This is a genomic window from Enterobacter cloacae complex sp. SHL022 (genome assembly GCF_049237785.1).
Taxonomy (GTDB): Bacteria; Pseudomonadota; Gammaproteobacteria; order Enterobacterales; family Enterobacteriaceae; genus Enterobacter; species Enterobacter hormaechei_C.
Map to the genome: position 1 here is coordinate 835,934 of NZ_JBMKJH010000001.1, position 21,173 is coordinate 857,106.

Sequence of the window (21,173 nt, forward strand, 5' to 3'; positions counted from 1 at the left end):
AGCGAAAAAAAACCCGCGACAGGCGCGGGTTTTAGTGAGATCGGTAAGGATTATTTGCTTTTCTTAATGTGCTTAATCAAACGCTTACGCTTACGCATCTGGTTCGGCGTCAGGGTGTTGCGTTTATTCGCAAACGGGTTTTCCCCTTCCTTGAACTGAATACGGATAGGCGTACCCATCACGTCCAGCGACTTGCGGAAGTAGTTCATCAGGTACCGTTTGTAGGAGTCCGGCAGATCCTTCACCTGGTTACCGTGGATCACCACGATAGGCGGGTTATATCCCCCGGCGTGAGCATATTTCAGCTTCACGCGACGACCGCGCACCAGCGGCGGCTGGTGGTCTTCAGCAGCCATGTTCATGATACGGGTCAGCATCGCCGTGCTCTGACGGCGGGTAGAGCTGTCATAAGCTTCACGAACGGATTCGAACAGGTTGCCGACACCACTCCCGTGCAGGGCAGAGATAAAGTGAACGCGGGCAAAGTCGATAAAGCCCAGACGGAAGTCCAGCGTCTCTTTCACCTGCTCGCGCACTTCATTGCTCAGGCCGTCCCACTTGTTGACGACGATAACCAGTGAGCGCCCACTATTGAGGATAAAGCCGAGCAGAGAGAGATCCTGATCGGAGATACCTTCACGTGCGTCAATAACCAGCAGCACCACGTTGGCGTCTTCAATCGCCTGAAGGGTCTTGATCACCGAGAATTTTTCAACCACATCGGTGATTTTCCCGCGCTTACGCACCCCTGCGGTGTCGATAAGTACGTACTCACGTTCATCGCGCTGCATTGGAATGTAGATGCTGTCACGCGTTGTGCCTGGCATGTCGTAAACCACCACGCGCTCTTCGCCGAGAATACGGTTAGTAAGCGTAGACTTACCCACGTTTGGGCGACCCACGATAGCCAGCTTGATAGGCAGATCCTGCGGGTTGAAGTCGTCTTCCGGCTCTTCCTCTCCTTCTTCTCCGGCTTCAAACTGCGCCCAGTATTCAGCGTCCTCATCCACCTCTTCCGGTGGGTTTACTTCATCAACCCACGGCAGCAGAACGGTTTCCAGCAGGCTGGTGACGCCACGGCCATGCGAGGCCGCGATAGGATAAATATCGCCCAGGCCTAAAGACCAGAAATCCGCAATGGCCTGATCGGCATCGATGCCGTCAGTTTTGTTCGCCACCAGGAAGGTTGGCTTTTCGCGTGAACGCAGATGTTTAGCGATAGCAGAATCCGCGGGCATCAGGCCAGCGCGAGCATCCACCATAAACAGAACGACATCCGCTTCTTCGATAGCCAGCAGAGATTGCTCTGCCATGCGGGTTTCTACGCCGTCTTCCGTACCGTCAATACCCCCGGTATCGATACAGATGAACTCGCGTCCTTCCACCTCTGCACGACCGTACTTACGGTCACGCGTCAGCCCCGGGAAATCCGCAACCAGCGCATCACGGGTGCGTGTTAAACGGTTAAAAAGAGTGGATTTTCCAACGTTAGGGCGCCCGACAAGCGCGACCACAGGTACCATGTTTGAAGCCTCATAAAATTCAAAATAACGTCGCTTTCGCAGCGTTTTTAAAAATGTCAAAACGGCTCCTGAGTGAACAGGAGCCGTTTAGTATACTACAACCGCCGGGTAATTAACGCGTGATCGCGTACAGCGTGCCGTCTTTTGCCTGAATCAGCAGTTTGCCGTCAGCCACAACGGGCTCCGTCAGGAAGCCTGAGCTATCCACTTTCTGCTGTGCCACGAAGCGGCCATTCTCTGGATCGATCCAGTGCATATAGCCTTCGCTGTCGCCCACCACCAGGCTGCCGTTATACAGTGCCGGTGCGGTCAGCAGACGGTGCAGCAGATCGCTTTGCGTCCACAGCGTTACGCCACCTTCGGTGCTCAGCGCCAGCAGGCGGTCGTTCTGATCCACCATATAAATACGGTTGCCGTCGACGATGAAATCGTTCACGGAACCCAGCTCACGTTTCCACATGATCTGGCCGCTACGCAGGTCCAGCGCCGTCAGGTTGCCGTTATACGCCAGCGCGTAAACCACACCGTCGACGATAACTGGCGTGGTGTCCACGTCACTCAGACGGTCGATTTCAGTTGAACCGGTCGCCTGGGAAATACGCTGCTGCCAGATCATCTGGCCCTGCTGCATCAGTACCGCGCTGACTCGGCCGTTGTCACCGCCCACAATGGCGGCACCAAATGCGGTCGCCGGAGCAGATTCACCACGCAGAGACAGCGCTGGTATATCCAGGTTAACCGTCCATTTTACCAGACCATCGGCTTCGTTCAGCGCCTGCAACTGGCCGTTGCTGGTATGGATCAGCACCAGGCCGTCGCTAACAACTGGACGCGACAAGGATTCACCGGCAACGGTGGTCTGCCATGCAACCGAACCGTCGCTGGCATTCAGCGCGTAAACCTGCGCTTTTTCGCTGCCCACATACACGTGACCGCCAGTAACGGTCAGGCCGCCAGAAAGCAGTGCAGGTTTACAGGAGAACCAGCCGTCTTTTTCCGCCAGGTTAATGGACCACACTTCTTTTCCGTCATCAGCGTTCAGCGCTTTAACGGTGCCTTTGCGATCGGCCGCATAGACAACGCCGTCAGCAAATGCCGGGTGCAGGTTGGAATAAAAATCGCCAATACCATCGCCTACGGAAGTGTCCCAGGCGGTAGATGGGGTGAACTGGTTTTCAACCGTCGGCAGCGGGGACATTTTAACAACGTCTTCTTCGCCACTGAACAGTGAACAACCACTCAATAACGTAACAGAAAGCAGTCCTGGCAGAAGTAATTTACGCAATTGCATTGGGTCCCTCTCAGACGGACAAATTATTTATTTTCATCTGCATCATTTCGCTCAGCGCAGGTGAAGCTTTACTATCCACGCCAGCTTGCCACGCTTTACGCGCGCCCGCTTTATCACCCTTACTCAGCAGTGCTTCACCGCGAAGATCGGCAACAATAGCGGCAAAGCCTTCGCCTTTGATGGTATCAAGCGTTTTGAGCGCGTCGTCGGCTTTTTTCTGCTGAACCTGGATACGCGCCAGACGCAGATTGATCACCGCTTTCAGATTATCGTCACTGGCAGCAGCAAGCCCCTGAGACAGTTGCGCAGCGGCTTTGTCCAGTTCGTTTTTATCAACATACTGCTGAGCCACTTCCAGCGCAGCCAGCGCGCCGTAGGTGTTTTTGTTGTCAGCGGCAAATTTCTCCGCAGCCGTCAGCGTTTGCGGCTGATCGGCACGGATTGCGCTAACGGTATTTTCGTAGTTCAGGGACGAACCGCGAGCAGAGTCAGCCTGATGATTGTTCCAGTAACGCCAGCCTACCAGCGCACCAACACCTAAAATAACCCCTACAACCAGTGCCTTGCCGTTTTCAGCAAAGAAGCGTTTAACCGCATCAACCTGGTCGTGTTCGTTCTCGTAAATTTCCACGCAGTCCTTCTCCTTAGCCCAATAGAGTGCGCAAGTGCGCCGCAACGCCATCCTGCGTTACCGTAGTTTGCTCACCAGAGCGCAGGTCTTTAACTACCACTTCGCCGTTGGCCACTTCGGACTCACCCAGCACCAGTGCGATACTTGCGCCCCACTTATCGGCACGAGCAAACTGTTTTTTAAAGTTGCCGCCGCCGTGGTTGGTCATCAGCTTAACGTCCGGCAGCGCATCGCGCACGCGTTCGGCAAGCTGCATCGCCGCAGACTGCGTATCCGCACCTGAGGCCACCAGGTATATATCGACAACAGGATCGGCTTTAAATTCCGGATTAACTGCCTGAACCAGCAAAACAAGTCGCTCAAGGCCCATCGCGAAGCCTACTGCCGGTGCTGCGCGACCACCCAGTTGCTCGACCAGACCGTCATAACGACCGCCAGCACAGACGGTGCCCTGCGAACCGAGGCTGGTGGTGACCCACTCAAATACGGTGCGGTTGTAGTAGTCCAGACCGCGCACCAGACGCTGGTTAACGGTATAAGCAATGCCCGCCGCTTCAAGCAGCTTGCACAGGCCGGCAAAGTGTTCGCGAGAATCCTCATCCAGGTAGTCACCCAGCGCTGGCGCATCGTTCAGCAGCGCCTGTACGTCAGGATTTTTGGAATCGAGTACGCGCAGCGGGTTGCTGTACATACGACGCTTACAGTCTTCGTCGAGCTTCTCTTTGTGCTGTTCCAGGAACGCCACCAGCGCATCGCGATAGTTCGCACGCGCTTCCAGAGAACCGATAGAGTTCAGCTCCAGGGATACGTGCTCAGAAATACCGAGCGCACGCCACCAGCGGGCAGTCAGCATAATCAGTTCGGCATCGATATCTGGTCCTTGCAGACCAAACACTTCCACGCCAAGCTGGTTGAACTGACGGTAGCGGCCTTTTTGCGGACGTTCGTGGCGGAACATCGGGCCGATATACCACAGGCGCTGCTCCTGATTGTACAGGAGACCATGTTCGATGCCGGCGCGTACGCAACCCGCCGTCCCCTCAGGACGCAGGGTCAGGCTGTCGCCGTTGCGGTCCTCAAAGGTATACATCTCTTTTTCAACCACGTCGGTTACTTCGCCGATCGCGCGTTTGAATAACGGGGTCTGCTCTACAATCGGCAAACGAATTTCGCTGTAACCGTAGCTGCCGAGCACCTGCTTCAGTGTGCCTTCAATGCGCTGCCAGATGGCGGTTTCGCCAGGCAGATAATCGTTCATGCCGCGGATGGCTTGAATGTTTTTTGCCACGTTTATTCTCTTTCTATATACAAAAAAGAACCCAAAGAATGGGTTCAATCATACATGGGAAGCAGCCTGCTTCCCATCACGTTATTTTTCAACCTGCTGAACGCTGATGCGCTGCGCTTCGTCCATCATCGTCGCTTTTGCACGAATGCGGGCTTCGAGCTGGTCGATCATGTCACTATTATCCAGACGATCTTTACGAACGCCATCCTCATAGAGACCACTTTTCTTGTTACCGCCGGTCACGCCCAGCGTGGACACCAGCGCTTCACCCGGACCGTTCACCACGCAGCCGATGATGGAAACGTCCATCGGGGTGATGATGTCTTCCAGGCGCTGCTCCAGAGCATTCACGGTGCCGATCACGTCAAACTCCTGACGTGAACAGGTTGGGCAGGCGATGAAGTTGATCCCACGCGCGCGGATACGCAGTGATTTCAGGATGTCGAATCCGACTTTGATCTCTTCCACCGGATCGGCGGCCAGGGAGACACGTAACGTGTCGCCGATGCCTTCAGAGAGCAGCAGGCCGAGACCAATCGCAGATTTTACCGAACCGCTGCGCAGACCGCCCGCCTCGGTGATGCCAAGATGCAGCGGCTGATCGATCTGTTTTGCCAGCAGACGATACGATTCAACGGCCAGGAAGACGTCAGACGCTTTCACGCTCACTTTAAACTGATCGAAGTTAAGGCGATCCAGATGATCGACGTGACGCATTGCGGATTCGAGCAGCGCCTGCGGCGTCGGCTCACCGTACTTTTCCTGGAGATCTTTTTCCAGAGAGCCAGCGTTCACGCCGATACGGATTGGAATGTTTTTGTCGCGGGCGCAGTCAACCACCATGCGAATGCGCTCTTCGTTGCCGATGTTGCCTGGGTTAATACGCAGACAATCGACACCGTATTCAGCGACTTTCAGCGCGATACGGTAATCGAAGTGAATATCGGCAACCAGCGGAACACTCACCTGCTGCTTGATCAGTTTGAACGCCTCGGCGGCGTCCATGGTAGGCACAGAGACGCGAACGATGTCCGCGCCGACGCGTTCTAATGCTTTGATTTGATTGACCGTCGCTTCTACATCCGTAGTACGCGTATTGGTCATTGACTGGACGGCGATAGGCGCCCCATCGCCGATTGGCACGTTCCCAACGTAAATCCGTTTCGATTTTCTACGTTGAATAGGAGCCTGGTTATGCATGTAAAATCTCCCGCATTGCCCGTCTGTTACTGTGCTGCTGATTGTTCGGCATTAACGGTAAGACGCGCAACCTGGTTAGTTCTGATAAAGCGGCTCAGATCGACAGGTTTTCCTTGATACTGGATCTGTACCGCTGCCGGTGCGCCGATTTTAAGCTTGTAAGGTGCCTGGCCCGTTAGATTTAACGTGCCATCTTTACGTTGCAGGCCGCTGAACAGCTTTTTACCTGTCGCGTCAGTCACTTCCAGCCAGCAATCAGCCGTAAAATTCATCACCAGCGCATTCGGGTCAACGGCAGGTGCCGCCGTGCCAGCCGGGTCAGTTGGCAGTGACGCCGCGGTGTTCTCTGCCGGTGCCGTTGCCGCAGGGGCGGTATCAACATTGGCCTGAGAAGGTGATACGACCGCGTTCTGATCCTGGGTCTGGGTGGCTGGCGCAGTATTCGTCGTCGCTTCTGGCGTCGCCGCTGGCTCGGTTGCAGGCGTGTTGCTTGCTGCCGACTGAGGTTCGCTGGAGGTCGCCCCTTCGGTGCTCAACGGCACGCTTTGCGCGCCGTTATTACCAGACTGATTAAGCTCAGCGGAGGACTGATCGGCCATGGTGGTGATCTCTTCCTGCTGCGCTTTGTGGTTTTGCCACCACCATGCGCCCGTCAGGCCGACAACCACAAACAGGACCAGCCAGGTAAAGCTCATCAGCCAGCCATCGCGTTTTTTACGACGTTTACCCAGAGAGAAGCTTTGCATCGGCGCAACTTTTGCCGCACGCACAGGCGCCTGCTTCTCCATCATCGGCAGTAATTCGTCTTCAGGGATATGAACCAGTTTGGCGTAAGAACGGATATAACCGCGCAGAAACGTTGAAGCCAGATCGGCGGGTGCCTTATCTTCTTCAATATCGCGAACGGTGGAAACCTTCAGGCACAGGCGTTCTGCAACGGCTTGCTGGCTAAGTCCGAGTTGTTCACGGGCGTTGCGAAGACGAACGCCAGTGGAGAGTGCTGCATTTTGATCGTGAGTGGCTTCAGTATTCATTCGCTACAACTACTGGTACGTGAAAATAAGGGTTCAGGTGCCGGTGAGTCACAATGCCACCCGCACCGCGAAACTTTAGGTCAGTTAACCTGGAACAAACAGTATAAGACTGTCGGGCCGCAGATGACAGCGCTGGCAGGCCTTCACGCTAAACTGTTGTTACGTCGTTACATACTGCCCGAAAGTCGTATGAAACGCACCGTAATTATTAATCAGTCGTGATGATTGTGACTGAATATTCAGTAAATTAATGCTTCACGGCGCAAAAAATGCGCCGTGTCTGCATAATAATCAAACGGTTTTAACCGCGATTGACTCACCCTGCATACGCTTACGCAGCGTACGCTTGGTACGGTCAATAACGTCACCCGCCAGCTGGCCACAGGCTGCGTCGATATCGTCGCCACGCGTTTTACGTACGATGGTGGTGAAACCATACTCCATCAGCACTTTTGAGAAGCGATCGATACGGCTGTTCGAGCTACGGCCATACGGCGCGCCCGGGAACGGGTTCCATGGGATCAGGTTGATCTTGCATGGCGTATCTTTAAGCAGTTCAGCCAGCTCATGTGCATGCTCGGTACCGTCGTTAACATGATCCAGCATCACGTATTCAATGGTCACGCGGCCCTGGTTAGCGTTGGATTTCTCCAGGTAACGGCGCACGCCAGCCAGGAAGGTTTCGATATTGTACTTTTTGTTGATCGGCACAATTTCGTCACGGATGGCGTCGTTTGGCGCGTGAAGAGAGATGGCCAGCGCAACGTCAATCATGTCACCCAGTTTGTCCAGCGCAGGCACCACGCCGGAAGTAGAGAGCGTAACGCGGCGCTTGGACAGACCAAAACCGAAATCGTCGAGCATAATTTCCATCGCCGGAACGACGTTGGTCAGGTTGAGCAGCGGTTCACCCATCCCCATCATCACCACGTTGGTGATTGGACGTGTACCGGTGACTTTCGCCGCGCCCACGATTTTCGCGGCACGCCAGACCTGGCCGATGATTTCCGACACGCGCAGGTTACGGTTAAAGCCCTGCTGCGCCGTAGAGCAGAATTTGCACTCCAGCGCACAGCCCACCTGAGAAGAGACGCACAGCGTGGCGCGATCGTCTTCCGGGATATACACGGTTTCAACGCGCTGATCGCCAACGGCAATGGCCCACTTGATGGTGCCATCTGAAGAGCGCTGCTCTTCCACCACTTCCGGTGCGCGGATTTCAGCCACTTCTTTAAGCTTATTGCGCAGCACTTTGTTGATGTCCGTCATGTCATCAAAGTTGTCGCTGCAATAGTGGTACATCCATTTCATGACCTGATCGGCACGAAACGGCTTCTCGCCCATCTCTTTAAAGAACTCGCGCATCTGCTGACGGTTCAGGTCCAGCAGGTTAATTTTTCCATTTTTATTGGGAACCGCAGGAATGGCGACTTCGGAGGTATTCACTAATTCAGACATAATTTTTTCCGGCCTCGTTGTTACACGTTGTGGCCCTTGGTGGGTTGAAAAGAAACGCCCCGGTAAGCAGTCTGCTCGTCCGGGGCGTTGCATTGTACAAAGTCTGGCGCAGGGATGCCACGTTTGCACGCGGCATTTACGAAATTATTAGCGAGTGCGCGGGCACACTTCGCCTTCAGCGAAGAAGAACGCGATTTCGCGCGCAGCAGATTCAACAGAGTCGGAACCGTGGGTGCCGTTCTCGGTGAAGCTGTCTGCGTAGTCGGCGCGCAGAGTACCTGCCAGCGCGTTGTCCGGGTTGGTTGCACCCAGCAGATCGCGGTGACGCTGTACCGCGTTTTCGCCTTCCAGTACGGATACCACGATTGGGCCAGAAGTCATGAACTCGACCAGACCGTCAAAGAATGGGCGACCTTCGTGCTCAGCGTAGAAACCGCGAGCCTGTTCAACGGTCAGGTGCAGCATTTTGGTGCCAACGATCTTAAACCCTGCTGATTCAAAGCGAGCGAAGATGCTGCCAATAACGTTTTTTGCCACCGCGTTTGGTTTGATGATGGAAAAAGTACGTTCAATAGCCATTGATAACCTCTGTAAAATGTTCTGTTGTTTTTGCATACCTGAGTATGGTGTGGCGCGGATTATAAAGAGCAATAGCGCCATTGCCTATGGTTATGCATAACATTTTTTTAAAATGAGACGAAGATTAGCAACAGCTCGTATTTCGCATACCGTGTTGATGATGAAAACAGAGCGGACACTGCTTTTCATCAGACGTAAATGACCAGAAATGACGGTGGCACGTCAGGCAAACGGCTTCATATGCCGGTATGGTCACGCTTTTCGCTGTTCCTTCTGTTTGCGTCACGTTTATCGCCGCATGCTGGCATACCGCTTCGCAGCCGCCGCACCCCGTACAGCGTCCGGTTTCCACGACCAGTTCAGCGTTCTCAAATCGAATCGCGTTTTCCGTACAACTCCGCCAGCACGCGCCGCACAGTACACAAGATTCGGCATCGAGAGTTATCTCTGCCTCGCTAAACGCAGAAAACGCCCTGCGCAGTTCACGCTGACCGGGCACGACGCTACAGACCCGGACATCCTCACGGGGAACGTGCATCAGCGCACGCCGGGCGGTATTAACCTCGTTGACGGGTATATGTTTAAACGCCCACGCCGCTTCACCGCGTCGACGAAGCGCCAGATTCAGCCGGGCAATAGCCAGCAACCAGTCAGGATTCTGCTCCGCGTCGATACTGATAAAACGAACGTGGTACTGCGCGTGCCACAGCAGAAGCTCATTCACCCCTGGTGCACGGTCAGTAAACGGCCCAACAAGCGTATCGCCACTCAGAAAGCGTTTTCGCGGCGTGATGCCGGTGATGGCCCCAGCGGGGCAGACGAACAGGCAGTCACCGCATTCAATACAGCGGCTGTCATCAACCGAGACGCCTGAGTCGGTAAAAGAAAAAGCCTGCACGGGACAGACGTCCGCGCAGGCACAGCAGGAAGAGTGGCGAAAACGACGACGGACGCACGCATGCGTCACGTCCATCGCCGGGGCAAAGGTTAATCCGCCCATCAGCCAATACTGAAGAAAACAAAGCGCAGCATCAGCTCACCCACAATTAGCAAGGCGCTGCCCAACAGCATTGTGCCTCGCGCCGCTTTTAAGCCGCCCGCAGCAAAGCACAGCATACCCGCAACGGATACGCACCAGCTCAGCAGATGAACGGTTCGCAGTTGCTCCAGCATCTGTAGCGGTGCGTGAGGGAACGTCACCACGGTGTGGTCCATAGCCGTAATATCTGCCAGCCAGACGGGCTGCATCACCAGACGCACAAGCACCAGCAGCGTGATAATGACAACCGCCGCACGCACGGTTGACTGGGAACGCGTCCCAACGGCCATGCAGGCTGAGCCGATAATCCCCACCGAACCGATAAACAGCACCAGAGTGTTAACATGCTGCCATGTCACCACGGATGCGTGCATGTAGATCTGCGCCATGCAGAACACATCGACTAAACCAACCAGACCTGACACAACCAACAGCGGCTTCCAGCCTGGCTTTTTGACAATCATCAGCAGCGTTGCGAAGCCAAGCGCCGCAAGATAAAGACTGGCAAAGATAATCTCACGGCTCAGCCAGGAGCTGGATACGTGGCGCAGCGCGTTAAGAGCATTAAGCGGATAGCCCATGTGCAGCGCGGAGGCGAGCAGCCCCAGGCTCGCCAGCACAAACGCTCCGGCTGCCGGCAGCAGCACGCTGCGTTGCGTGCTTCCGAACGCCAGCCACAGCGTAACGCCAACCGATCCTTGCAGGAACAACGTAAAAATCAGCAGCGGTAACTCATGCATGACGTTTCCCCTCTTTCTCTGCGCCCTGATGCGCTTTGATCACCAGGTTTGGTTTGGTGATGGAGGAATCAGGCAGGCCTTTCACATCACAGACCGCACCATACTTCGCCCGCAGTTCATCAATCGGCCCGAATTTAATCGCTTCGAGTGGACAGGTTGCCACACAGACGGGCTGCTCTCCCTTCGCCTGGAGATCCACGCAGAAATCACATTTGGACATCTGCCCGGTCTGCTCGTTGAGCTGTGGCGCGCCGTAAGGGCAAGACCACGCGCAGTAGCCGCAGCCGACGCACTTATCAGTATCAACGCGCACAATGCCGTCTCCCGGACGCTTGTGCATCGCCGTGGTCGGACAGTTTTTAGTGCAGATTGGGTCTGCACAGTGGTTACAGGAAATAGAGAGCGTGTAGGCAAACACATTGTTGCTGACGCCGCCCTGCCCGGTTGGGATGAAATTCCCGCCATTGACTTCATAAACGCGACGGAAACGACGTCCGACCTCAAGGTTGTTTTTATCTTTGCACGCCACCTGGCATGCCTTGCAGCCCGAGCAGCGAGAAGAGTCGATATAAAAACCCAGCTGTTTGTCGCTCACCGGTGCGTAATGTTTAAACTGACTCATGCTTTAGCTACCTCCACCAGCATGGTTTGATGGGAATTCCCTTTCGCAAGCGCGGTAATACGGGCGGAACTGAGCACGTTCGCGCAGCCGCCTTTATCGATACCCTGCTCGTCCGGCTGCCACCAGGCGCCTGCCTGCATGGCCACCACGCCTGGAATGATGCGCGGCGTGACCTCCGCCGGGATCTCGCAAATGCCGCGCGCGTTATGAATACGCACGGTATCCCCCTGCGCAATGCCGCGCTTTTGCGCATCCTGCGGGTTGATCCACAGCTTTTGCTGCTGCGCCTCAATTAACCACGGGTTGGCGTACTGGGTGGAGTTAGCGCGGTTTTTCCCTTTCCAGGTGATCAGCTGGAGCGGGAAGGTTTTCGCCAGCTCGTCTTCCGGCCCTTCATGGGCAGGCACGTAGTGCGACAGCGCCGGAATTTCCGGGTGATGCATGTCGTACAGACGCTTCGAGAAGATCTCAATTTTTCCGGACGGCGTCGGGAACGGATGATTCTGCGGATCGCGAATGTTGTCTTCAAAGGCAACGTACGGCGCGCTTTTGAAAAGATGCTGACGCGTCTTCTGTAGCGTCGCGAAGTCCGGCAGGTTTTCATCCGGCATGGACAGCCGCGTCTGCTCCCAGATGTGCTCAATCCACGCTTTTTCGTCACGGCCCTCGCTGAACGCTGGCTCGACGCCAAGCTTAGCAGCGACCTCCCGCAGCCAGTCGTAGTCTGAACGGCGTTCAAATTCAGGTTCAATGAGCTTTTCTGACAGGATCAGATAGCTTGCCGTGCCCCAGGTTTCGCCGATATTCCAGCGTTCCATAAAGCTGGTTTCCGGCAAAAGCAGGTCGGCGTATCTGGCGCTAGGCGTCATAAACAGATCGCTTGCGACGATAAACTCGATTTTCGACTCGTCTTCCAGGACACGGGTTGCCTGATGAAGATCCGGGTTCTGGTTAGCCAGATAATTGCCCGCCAGCGAGAACAGGATGCGGATATTGCTGTCCAGCTTCTCAGCATCCTTCAGGCCATCTTCCGCGGTTACCTTAGAAGCATCATCAGCAGCCTGCACCCAGTTCATGACCGAAATTTTGGCTTTGACCGGGTTGTCCGGCATCTCTGGCCCGGCCGCAAATTTGCGGTTTGCGCAGCCTCCATAGCCTGCTGCCCAGCCGCCTTTCACCCCAACGTTACCCGTCAGCGTGGCCAGTATCGTCGAGCCGCGCGCGGTGCGCTCGCCGCAGTTGTGACGCTGCGGTCCCCAGCCCTGGATCAGCGCGGCGGGTTTGGTGGTTGCGTAGTCGCGCGCCAGCTGACGAATAGTTTGTGCAGGCACGTGAGTGATTTTCTCTGCCCACTCGGGCGTTTTCGCCACGCCATCCTTTGCACCGCTCAGGTAAGCCATCAGGGATTCATTGGCCGGAACGCCTTCTGGCATGGCGTCTTCGTCAAAGCCCAGGGTGTAGCGTTGAATAAAGTCGCGATCGTGCAGATTCTCCGTGACGATCACATACATCATCGCGTCCATCAGGGCGTTGTCCGTGGCAGGAAGCAATGGGATCCACTGATCGGCAAGGGAGGAAACCGTATCGGAATAGCGTGGGTCGACAACAATGAAGCGCGTGCCGTTTTGCTTCATCTTCTGGTAGAAGTGGTTGCTGTGCCCGAAGATGGTTTCCGTCGGGTTATGCCCCCAGAGAATGACCAGTTTGGTGTCCAGCAGCGTGTCCAGAGAGCTGCCGCTGGCGGCGGTGCCATAGGTATACGGCGTTGCCGCCGCCGTGTTACCCATACTGACCGAGTGATAGCTTTCGAGATAGCCGCCGGTTAAGTTGAGCAGACGACGAACCATTTTATCGCCGGAAAAGGTCCCGCCGGACACCGCGGTGCCCACATGAACATAGCGTGACGCAGCACCGTATTTTTGCGTAATAGTTTTTAATTGATTCGCAATAAGGGTGGTGGCTTCATCCCAGGTAATACGTTCGAATTTTCCTTCGCCACGTTTACCCACGCGTTTCATTGGATATTTAAGCCGATCGGGATGATAAACAAATTTCCGATAAGCCCGACCCCGAACGCAGGCGCGCATCACTGGCATCTGCGGATCCAGCGCGTTATCCGGTCGCGTTGAAATTCGGGTCACAACGCCATCACTGACGTGAGCACGAATATCACACTTGCCGCCGCAGTCAAACGTACTACAGGTTTGCACCACTTTTTCTTCAGGCGTAGCGTCTGAAACCGCCGCGTCCTGTGCCTGTACTTTGCCGGTTTTGACGACAAACGGCAGGGCGGCGAGCGCCGACCCTGCCTGAATAAAATGACGCCGGGATATGGCGGGAATAAGCCCTTCTCCCTGATGTTTATTTTTTTTCATTGCTCGTTCCTTCAAATAAAAACGCATTCTCGTTTTTTTTCAGGAACGAATATTGATAATTATCAAGCTAACTCTTGAGGAGTAACACTTAGCGATCTAATTCAAAATTCACCGTCGCCGTTTGTCCTGTTTCATCTAATACAATTAATTGATATTTACCAGGCAAATATAATTGCAGTGAATAATTCTTCTGATGCCCGTCCAGCGGTTCGCCATTCAAAAACCACCATCGTTGCCCCTCCCCGCCGCTGGTTGAAACGTTGAGGGTCATATTTTTCTCACCCGGAAGACGTTTAATTACCGCCCCTTCTCTGACGCCTGACAACATCAGCGGCGCCGCATTATGGTTATCCAGCGGAGGGCAAATCGCTGAACGGGCGGGGAGACGAGCAGCCCGTTTTTCGGCAGCAGGCAGCCATGGCTCCAGCGGTAGCGGCCAGACATCCAGCACTTTTTCTGTCGCATCAGGACAATCCGCCGCAACGCGTTTGCCTTCTTTATCCAGCCAGACCGGGAAACGGATCCCACGAATACCTTCCTGTTCCGGCAGCAGCAGCGTAGGCGGTTCACTGCCTTCCAGCAGCCAGGTTGACAGCCGACGCCGACAGTTTTCGCTCCCTTCAGGCAGGGACTGGCCCCCCGGCCAGCAAATCACGCCCCGTCCTACGCTTGCGGGACGCGGATCGCGCGGCAGGCGCGCTTCATCCACCATCGAGCGGGACTGAAGCATGTTATTGACCTGATTCAGGAGCGGTACCGCGCTGGCGAAACCAAACTGCCCGGCAACGGGCGTGCCGTCCGGGCGTCCGGTCCAGATTCCGATGACATAGCGGGCATTCAGGCCGATGGCCCAGGCATCCCGGTAGCCATAGCTGGTGCCCGTTTTCCACGCCAGCGGCGCAACCTGGGGCAGCGCACTGTCCGGCAGGGGCTGTGCTTCATTAGCGAGAATGCGACGAATAATCCACCCCGCCCCCTGCGATAACAGCGGACGTTCGATCAGCGGATCGCCCGGCTGTAAACGCAGCCGGCCCGCCTTACCCTGACGCGCAAAGGCGCTATAGGCGGCAGCGATATCAGCCAGGCGTGCGCCTGCGCCCCCCAGGATCAGGGAGAGATTGGGCTGTGCCCCCGCAGGCAGAATGAGCGGTAATCCCGCGTTGCTCAGCATTCCGGCAAAACGTTTTGGGCCGTACGCTTCCAGAACCTGCACCGCAGGCAGGTTGAGGGAACGCACCAGGGCTTCGCTCATACTGACCGGCCCATGGAAGCCGCTGTCAAAGTTGCCGGGACGATAATCCCCCGTTTTTCTTGGAACATCCTGTAATAACGAAGCGGGATGGATCAGACCATCGTCCAGCGCCATGCCATAGATGAATGGTTTGAGAACCGATCCCGGCGATCGGATCGCATTGACCATATCTACGTGGCTGAAACGGCTGTCATCATTGATATCTACCGAGCCTACCCAGCCACGCACTTTCATGGATGTATGATCCACGACGATCATCGCCAGCGAACTGCGGGCGGGCAGGCGTGATTTCCAGTTCATTGCCAGCTCTTCAAGCTGTCGTTGCAATGCTGCATCCAGCGTGGTGACTATTTTTGTGTCACGACTTTTACTCAGCATCATGCGGGAAAAGAGCGGCGCCAGCTGCGGCATCTGCCGGGGGGCCAGCCAGACCGGCTCTTCACGGGACTCTTTCACCTGCTTCTCAGACCAGACGCCCTGAGTCAGCATGCGGTCGAGTACTTTGTTCCGCGCCGCTTCGGCACGTTCCGGCCAGCGGTCCGGGCGCAGACGGCTGGGTGCCTGCGGCAGCACTGCCAGCAGCGCCGCGTCGGAATAGCGCAGCTGAGACGGCGGTTTGCCAAGGTAAGTCCAGCTTGCCGCGCCCACGCCCTGCAACGTGCCGCCAAACGGGGCACGGTTCAGATACAGCGTCAGGATTTCACGCTTGGAGAGATGCCACTCCAGCTGCATCGCCCGCCACAGCTGACGAATTTTACCGCCAAAGGTTCGCGGATGCGGATCCAGAAGGCGTGCCACCTGCATGGTAAGCGTGCTCCCGCCAGAAACCACTCTCCCGGAGGTGAGATCCTGCCAGGCGGCACGCAGTACAGATAGCGGATTGACGCCCGGGTGATCCCAGAACCAGCGATCTTCATACTGGATCAGCGCCTCAAGATAGCGTGGGGAAACCTCTTTAATGGTAACCGGATAGCGCCAGATGCCTTCGCTGTCGGCAAAACGCCACAACGGAACACCCTGCTCATCCACCACCACTCGCGCAGGGTTGACCTCTTTCAGGGGCAACGGCCACACGCGGTCAGCGACGACAATCAGCCCCCCTGAAACGAGAAGCGCTCCCGCCAGCCACAGCCAGCGGGAGCGAATCAGGCGTGCTATCCGCATCTTACGGAACAACGATCAGCGGGCCACTGGCCGCCCCCGTTGCCCGCCACTGCGGAACGTACATGGACTCGACCATCGGAACAGGCACCTGGTAGGTTCCCGGCGTAACGGCACGGGCCAGGTAAACCAGCGTGACCGGCTGACCTTCATTGACCGGCACCGCGGCCACAAAGCGATCGTCGCGGAATTCCATGTGCTGAATATCAGACTGTTGCATCTGATTCAGCAGGTTTTGCACTTCACTGCCGCTGTCCTGCAAGCTGGCGCTGCTGCTCGCCAGATTCTGGTTTTCCAGCTCCAGACCTGCCGGGAGCAGATCCACCACCAGCGCATCCGGCACGTTCTGGCTGGCCTTCACTTCCAGCCATACCAGAACCAGTTCACCGCTCTTCAGAGAAGAGAGCGACTTGCTGCTGCCGTCTGTCGCCAGGATATGACGTTCAATCTGCAAGACATTAGAGGATGGCTGAGGCGCATACTCCGGATAGCCAGTAGTGTCCAGTCGTACCCACAGCGGCGTAGTGCCGGTATTCGTCATCTTCAACGCACCAATCTGATCGCCGTTCAGGTTTTCTACCTGCGCTTTATCACTGCTCTGGGTCTGTTCAGAGAGAGAGGTCGTTGCCTGCCACGCACCTGACAAGGTTTGCAGTGATCGTCCGGCCAGGAACAGCGCATTGCTCTCCTGGGTAGACAGCCAGCGCTGGCTGAACGCGTCTTCAGATAACGCGTTCAGCAGCCTGTTTTGCGCATCCGGCAGCAGCTTGTACTCTTCCAGCAGGGAGAGCATCAGGGCATTATCACGCAGCTGGCTGCCGTAATCCGCCATCCAGTTTCGGCTGTCGTTACGGGGTGTTTTGAGAGCCAGATCCAGCGCCTGCTGGCTGCGCGGTGCATCCCCCATCAGTTTGAGTGCCATGCCCAGCTGCATCAACGGAAGCCCGGAAGCAGCCTGAGCGTGGCGCTCCCAGATTTCACGCAGCGCACCGAGCGGCGCTTTTTGCTGACGCGCCAGCACCAGCGAAGCATACGCCTGGACAGCAAATTTGCTGGCCTGGGTGTCGTCGCTGTAGCGGATGGACATCATGCCCGGATCCTGTAAATAGCGCAGCAGTCGGCTGTTGGCGTTATTCACCGCCTCGGCAGGCACGCTGTAACCCTGCTCCCCTGCCCGCACCAGGAAGTCCGTGACATAGGCGGTCAGCCAGTACTCTTCCGGGCCGTTTTTATCCCACAAGGCAAAACCGCCATCGTCACGCTGCATTTGCAGCAGACGGGAGATCCCGATATCAATGGCCGCACGGCGTTTATCGTCGGTATCGCCTTTAATGCCCAGTGCCTTCAGCTGTGCCGCGTTGGTGTAGAGGGACGGGAACAGGCCGCTGGTGGTCTGCTCAAGACATCCATACGGATAGGCCTGAAGTTCACGTATGTAGCGCGCCAGGTTCAAAGGTGGTTTACCGCTGAGCAACAGTTGCCCCTGTAGCGTGGCAGGCGAGAAACCTTCGATATGCTGTGCTGGCGCACTCCAGGATTCGCCAGGATTCAGCATCGTGCCCGTATTCACGGTTTGCGCCGGGAATGCGGGACGCACGCCAATTTTCCAGCTCTTCTGCTGCGGCGCAAACGTCTCACCTGGGAGCTGAAGGCCCGTCACCTGAGCAGTCACTTCCCCATCGCCATAGCCCTCCAGGGCACGCACCGGTATAAACAGGGTGCTACGTGCGCCAGGCGGCAGCTTAACCGGCTCTGGCTGAGCACCTTCGAGCGACAACTTACCGGCTGCGGTTAACGTAATGCTCAGCGTTTGCGGCTGGTCAGTCAGGTTAGTCAGGTCCAGCGTCAGGCGGGAGGTATCGCCACTTGCGAGGAACCGCGGCGTGTTAAGCTCGGTGATAATCGGAGCCGCCACAATGATTTTGCTTTCGCTGCTGCCAAAATCGTCTTCCGTCCAGGCCTGCGCCATCAGACGCAGTTCACCGTTGAAATCGCCAATCGGCAGCGTGATGGTGCCTTCGCCGTTGGCATCAAGCGTAACCGGCTGCGCCTGCTGGGCAATAATGGTGACATGGTTCACCGGTGGCTTACCGCCGCGTTTCAGTTCATCGCCGTCTCCGCCAAAGCGCAGTGCGGCCAGACGTCCCTGACCTTCAATCACCTGGCCGTAAACATCATAGATGTCCGCGCCATAGCGCTTCTGACCGAAGAAAGCTTGCCACGGATCCGGCGTGACGTAGTCGGTAATGTTCAGCACGCCGCTATCGACAGCCGAGACCAGCACGTTCACCTTCTGTGGCACAGCCCCCTCTTTTACGCTGGCTTTCACTTTCACAGAAAGCGTCTGGTTCGGACGCATTTTTTGCGGGTTATCCAGTGCGATGTTCAGGCGACGATTTTCGTCCCCCATTGGCAGATGCAGCAGGCCAACCGCCCGTTTTGGCGTGGCGGATTTTGATTTATCGCCAGGACGAACCACCAGCGTGCTGAGATAGAGATCGTGACGTTTCCAGGCCTTGTCGACCGGGATAGCGAGATCCAGACCGTTAGCCGGTACGTCGATCTCTTTCCACCACAGCGGCCCTTCACTGGACTCGATCATCGCATAGCCCTTGCCTGCGGCCGGCGCGGCGATGTGCAGTTGGATGGTATCGCCTGGCTGATAGGATGGCTTATCCAGTTTCAGCGTCACGCGGTCAGGGCGCGCGGCCCCGGTGCCGTCGCTGTTATCCTGCCAGCTGTAGCCTGCCCAGAAGCGCACGCTGCTGACCATGTCATCAGGGGCTTTCACTTCCAGACGGTATGAGCCCCACTCCACCGGGAAGGTGACTTTACCGGTTTCATCGGCCTTGAGGTTTAGCTCCTGCTCGCCCTCAACCAGATCTTTTTGATCAAACTGAGACTGCCAGCCCTCACTCTCGGACCAGTTCCAGAAGTAGTCACGACGCTCGCGAATCAGTCGTACCTGTAATCCGGAAACGGCCTTTTTGGCTCCGCTGGCATCGGCATAGACGATGTCGAAGCTGGCGTTGCCGTTCTCGTCGACGATCGGCTGGTTGACGGTAGTATCGGTGCGGTAGTCGTAAACCGCCTTGCTGGCGAACTGAGGGCGAATACCCGGCAGCTCAGCCGCCGGCCAGATAGCCTGCTCAGCGCGTCGCGTTACCGGACGCCCACCTGATTCCAGCAGGCTGGCCTGCAAAATCAGTTGCAGCGGCGAGTGCGCCTCTTTCCACTGGCTTTCGGTGGTAACCTGTCCGCGCCCCTGTTCGTCCAGCGTAAGCTGCACTTCATCCAGGCTGCGGCTCAGGTTCTCCTCGGCAATATCACCGAACTGGAAGCCAGGCAGCGCAGGCACCGCGTCACGTAGCGGACGCAGGAAAAGCTGGCCTTGCAGAGAATTGCCGTTAGCTGGCGCGCCGTACAGGTAATAGCCCACAACGTTAAAGTCCACATCCTCCTGCGGGGAAACCGGCGTTTTTTGCCCTGTCAGATTCAGCGCCATACGCTCAGGCATAAAATCTTCGACGTGGAAATCCCACATGCGCTGCTGGTTATCCCCCGTATTCGCGCGAATATGCCACATGCCGGTCTGGGCGCCGCTATCAAGCGAATAGTTGAAGCGATAAAGGCCATTCTCAGGTTGCACAACGACCGTACGCGCCACCTGTCCGTCCGGACGCAGCACGTCAAGTTTTACCGGTTGATCGGGAAGCGGTTTGCCATCGCTGTCGCGAAGCAGGCCGTTAAGGATCACCGTTTCACCCGGACGATAGAGATCGCGCGGGCCAAACATAAAGAACTGTTTGCTGTAACCCGGGTTACCGGCGATATCAAACTCCGCCAGATCCAGCGCCGGAAGTTTGAGGTCAAGAAGCGTGGTCTGGCCATCTTTACTGGCAAGGATCAGCGCGGCTTCTTTATCGGTTTCCAGTTTCGCATGACCATCGGCGTCGCTGTTCGCCTCGGCCAGAGTCTGCCCTTTATCGTTCAGAAGGGTAATGGTCACGCCTGACTGCGCCGCACCGTTTTCAAGACTCTGGGTGAAGATGTCCAGGCGGTTATGATAACGGTGAGCGGACAGCCCAATATCACTTAAGGTAAAGAGCGTCGCGGCGTTACTGTAGTTATAGTGACCAGCCTGATTCATCACGGCGATATAGACGCCAGACTGCTGGAGCGGCTTAATATCTTTAAGCGGCAGGAGCAGTTTTTCACGCGTGTTGCGCGCCGGGTTGAGGTCGAAACGGCCGGTGTAGACCAGTTCCGCCATCTTCAGCAGGTTGTCAGATTCCCAGTTGGTCAGCGAGTTACGGTACTCCCACTGGCTGACAAACGAGGCCAGCGACTCCGGCTTAACGCGGTAGAAGTTCACGTCCACATTGTTGACGTTGAGCGCCATCACCGGCAACCCTTCCACCACTTTACCCGGCAGCAGCGATCCGCGGCTGGCGAATCCGACCGTCGGTTCAACATCCCGGGTGGTGATCGCTTTTTCATAGTCAATGCCGAATGTCGCTTTGTTCAGCGCCAGCAAATCACGTTCGACGGTGACAACCAGATTACGATTCGGCTCCAGATGGCGCAGGCGCAGCTCTTTCAGATTGGGGGCCAGTTCCCAGGCGCCGTCCACTTTGCCGCTTTTTTTATCCACCACATGTACCGTTTTCGCAAAATCCTGGCTGGGATCCAGCGGTACAGAGAAGGTCAGAACCAGCGTCGCGGCGCCGTCGAGTTGCACTTCCGAGGCATCCAGCAGCGTCAACGCCTTACCCTGACTCTGCGCGGCCAGCTTAGCCAGCTTTTCAGGATCCGGTGTCGCCGGGGTTTTCTTTTCTGATGCAGTAGACGCTGCGGGGGCAGCGGCCTGAGGTTTGTCGTCGCTGTTATCACAGCCGACAAGCGTAAAGGTGGTGAGCAGCGCGAGAGAGATCGCAGCTAAGCGAAACGGTTTCATCCTGTGTCCCTGGCCTGAGGGGC

14 protein-coding genes are annotated in these 21,173 nt (G+C 56.3%); all 14 read right to left on the minus strand.

Features of this window, described 5'->3' with window-relative positions; translation table 11 throughout:
* Positions 1-50: 50 nt before the first annotated feature.
* The 14 genes from der to ACOTZD_RS03975 all read right to left on the minus strand — a co-directional run bounded on the left by der (position 51) and on the right by ACOTZD_RS03975 (position 21,150).
* Positions 51-1,523 (minus strand): ribosome biogenesis GTPase Der, encoded by a 1,473-nt coding sequence (gene der / locus ACOTZD_RS03910; RefSeq protein WP_003860611.1) that lies wholly within the window; start codon positions 1,521-1,523, stop codon positions 51-53.
* Positions 1,524-1,635: 112 nt separating this feature from the next.
* The gene (gene bamB / locus ACOTZD_RS03915; protein WP_421636251.1) at positions 1,636-2,814 is read right to left on the minus strand and encodes an outer membrane protein assembly factor BamB; all 1,179 of its coding nucleotides are present in this window, start codon (positions 2,812-2,814) and stop codon (positions 1,636-1,638) included.
* 10 nt (positions 2,815-2,824) lie between these two features.
* Positions 2,825-3,445, minus strand: coding sequence for a YfgM family protein (locus tag ACOTZD_RS03920; protein WP_003860614.1), 621 nt, complete (start codon positions 3,443-3,445; stop codon positions 2,825-2,827).
* Positions 3,446-3,458: 13 nt separating this feature from the next.
* Entirely contained in the window at positions 3,459-4,733 is a 1,275-nt protein-coding gene (gene hisS, locus ACOTZD_RS03925) for a histidine--tRNA ligase (protein ID WP_022649001.1), read from the minus strand.
* Between the two features lie 81 nt (positions 4,734-4,814).
* On the minus strand, positions 4,815-5,933 hold the full coding sequence (ispG, locus tag ACOTZD_RS03930; RefSeq protein ID WP_003860619.1) for a flavodoxin-dependent (E)-4-hydroxy-3-methylbut-2-enyl-diphosphate synthase: 1,119 nt from the start codon (positions 5,931-5,933) through the stop codon (positions 4,815-4,817).
* Positions 5,934-5,959: 26 nt separating this feature from the next.
* Positions 5,960-6,967 carry a cytoskeleton protein RodZ gene (gene rodZ / locus ACOTZD_RS03935; protein WP_045330488.1) on the minus strand — a complete coding sequence of 336 codons (1,008 nt, stop codon included), beginning with the start codon at positions 6,965-6,967 and terminating at the stop codon, positions 5,960-5,962.
* 291 nt (positions 6,968-7,258) lie between these two features.
* Positions 7,259-8,425: a bifunctional tRNA (adenosine(37)-C2)-methyltransferase TrmG/ribosomal RNA large subunit methyltransferase RlmN gene (locus ACOTZD_RS03940; protein ID WP_003860623.1), complete on the minus strand. Its 1,167-nt coding sequence runs from the start codon at positions 8,423-8,425 to the stop codon at positions 7,259-7,261.
* Positions 8,426-8,572: 147 nt separating this feature from the next.
* Positions 8,573-9,004, minus strand: coding sequence for a nucleoside-diphosphate kinase (gene ndk / locus ACOTZD_RS03945; RefSeq protein WP_003860625.1), 432 nt, complete (start codon positions 9,002-9,004; stop codon positions 8,573-8,575).
* Positions 9,005-9,128: 124 nt separating this feature from the next.
* Positions 9,129-10,004 (minus strand): 4Fe-4S binding protein, encoded by an 876-nt coding sequence (locus ACOTZD_RS03950; protein WP_058648659.1) that lies wholly within the window; start codon positions 10,002-10,004, stop codon positions 9,129-9,131.
* On the minus strand, positions 10,004-10,783 hold the full coding sequence (locus ACOTZD_RS03955) for a dimethyl sulfoxide reductase anchor subunit family protein (RefSeq protein ID WP_063855541.1): 780 nt from the start codon (positions 10,781-10,783) through the stop codon (positions 10,004-10,006). Before ACOTZD_RS03955 ends, ACOTZD_RS03950 begins: the two co-directional genes overlap by 1 nt.
* The gene (locus ACOTZD_RS03960) at positions 10,776-11,405 is read right to left on the minus strand and encodes a DMSO/selenate family reductase complex B subunit (RefSeq protein ID WP_003860631.1); all 630 of its coding nucleotides are present in this window, start codon (positions 11,403-11,405) and stop codon (positions 10,776-10,778) included. Before ACOTZD_RS03960 ends, ACOTZD_RS03955 begins: the two co-directional genes overlap by 8 nt.
* A complete protein-coding gene (locus tag ACOTZD_RS03965) occupies positions 11,402-13,780 on the minus strand; it encodes a DMSO/selenate family reductase complex A subunit (protein WP_023325065.1) in 2,379 nt (792 codons plus the stop codon). The genes ACOTZD_RS03960 and ACOTZD_RS03965 overlap by 4 nt, the downstream gene beginning before the upstream one ends.
* Positions 13,781-13,868: 88 nt before the next feature.
* On the minus strand, positions 13,869-16,196 hold the full coding sequence (gene pbpC, locus ACOTZD_RS03970) for a peptidoglycan glycosyltransferase PbpC (protein WP_174402147.1): 2,328 nt from the start codon (positions 16,194-16,196) through the stop codon (positions 13,869-13,871).
* A gap of 1 nt (position 16,197) precedes the next feature.
* Positions 16,198-21,150, minus strand: a complete 4,953-nt coding sequence (locus ACOTZD_RS03975; RefSeq protein ID WP_137047618.1) for an alpha-2-macroglobulin family protein — start codon at positions 21,148-21,150, stop codon at positions 16,198-16,200.
* Positions 21,151-21,173: the final 23 nt, after the last annotated feature.

Bases quoted from the DNA above. Each gene is read 5' to 3' on its own strand.
- rodZ (WP_045330488.1), bottom strand. From the start codon at position 6,967: ATGAATACTGAAGCCACTCACGATCAAAATGCAGCACTCTCCACTGGC.
- ACOTZD_RS03940 (WP_003860623.1), bottom strand. From the start codon at position 8,425: ATGTCTGAATTAGTGAATACCTCCGAAGTCGCCATTCCTGCGGTTCCC.
- ACOTZD_RS03965 (WP_023325065.1), bottom strand. From the start codon at position 13,780: ATGAAAAAAAATAAACATCAGGGAGAAGGGCTTATTCCCGCCATATCC.
- bamB (WP_421636251.1), bottom strand. From the start codon at position 2,814: ATGCAATTGCGTAAATTACTTCTGCCAGGACTGCTTTCTGTTACGTTA.
- ACOTZD_RS03975 (WP_137047618.1), bottom strand. From the start codon at position 21,150: ATGAAACCGTTTCGCTTAGCTGCGATCTCTCTCGCGCTGCTCACCACC.
- ispG (WP_003860619.1), bottom strand. From the start codon at position 5,933: ATGCATAACCAGGCTCCTATTCAACGTAGAAAATCGAAACGGATTTAC.
- pbpC (WP_174402147.1), bottom strand. From the start codon at position 16,196: ATGCGGATAGCACGCCTGATTCGCTCCCGCTGGCTGTGGCTGGCGGGA.
- der (WP_003860611.1), bottom strand. From the start codon at position 1,523: ATGGTACCTGTGGTCGCGCTTGTCGGGCGCCCTAACGTTGGAAAATCC.
- ACOTZD_RS03950 (WP_058648659.1), bottom strand. From the start codon at position 10,004: ATGGGCGGATTAACCTTTGCCCCGGCGATGGACGTGACGCATGCGTGC.
- ACOTZD_RS03960 (WP_003860631.1), bottom strand. From the start codon at position 11,405: ATGAGTCAGTTTAAACATTACGCACCGGTGAGCGACAAACAGCTGGGT.
- ACOTZD_RS03955 (WP_063855541.1), bottom strand. From the start codon at position 10,783: ATGCATGAGTTACCGCTGCTGATTTTTACGTTGTTCCTGCAAGGATCG.
- ndk (WP_003860625.1), bottom strand. From the start codon at position 9,004: ATGGCTATTGAACGTACTTTTTCCATCATCAAACCAAACGCGGTGGCA.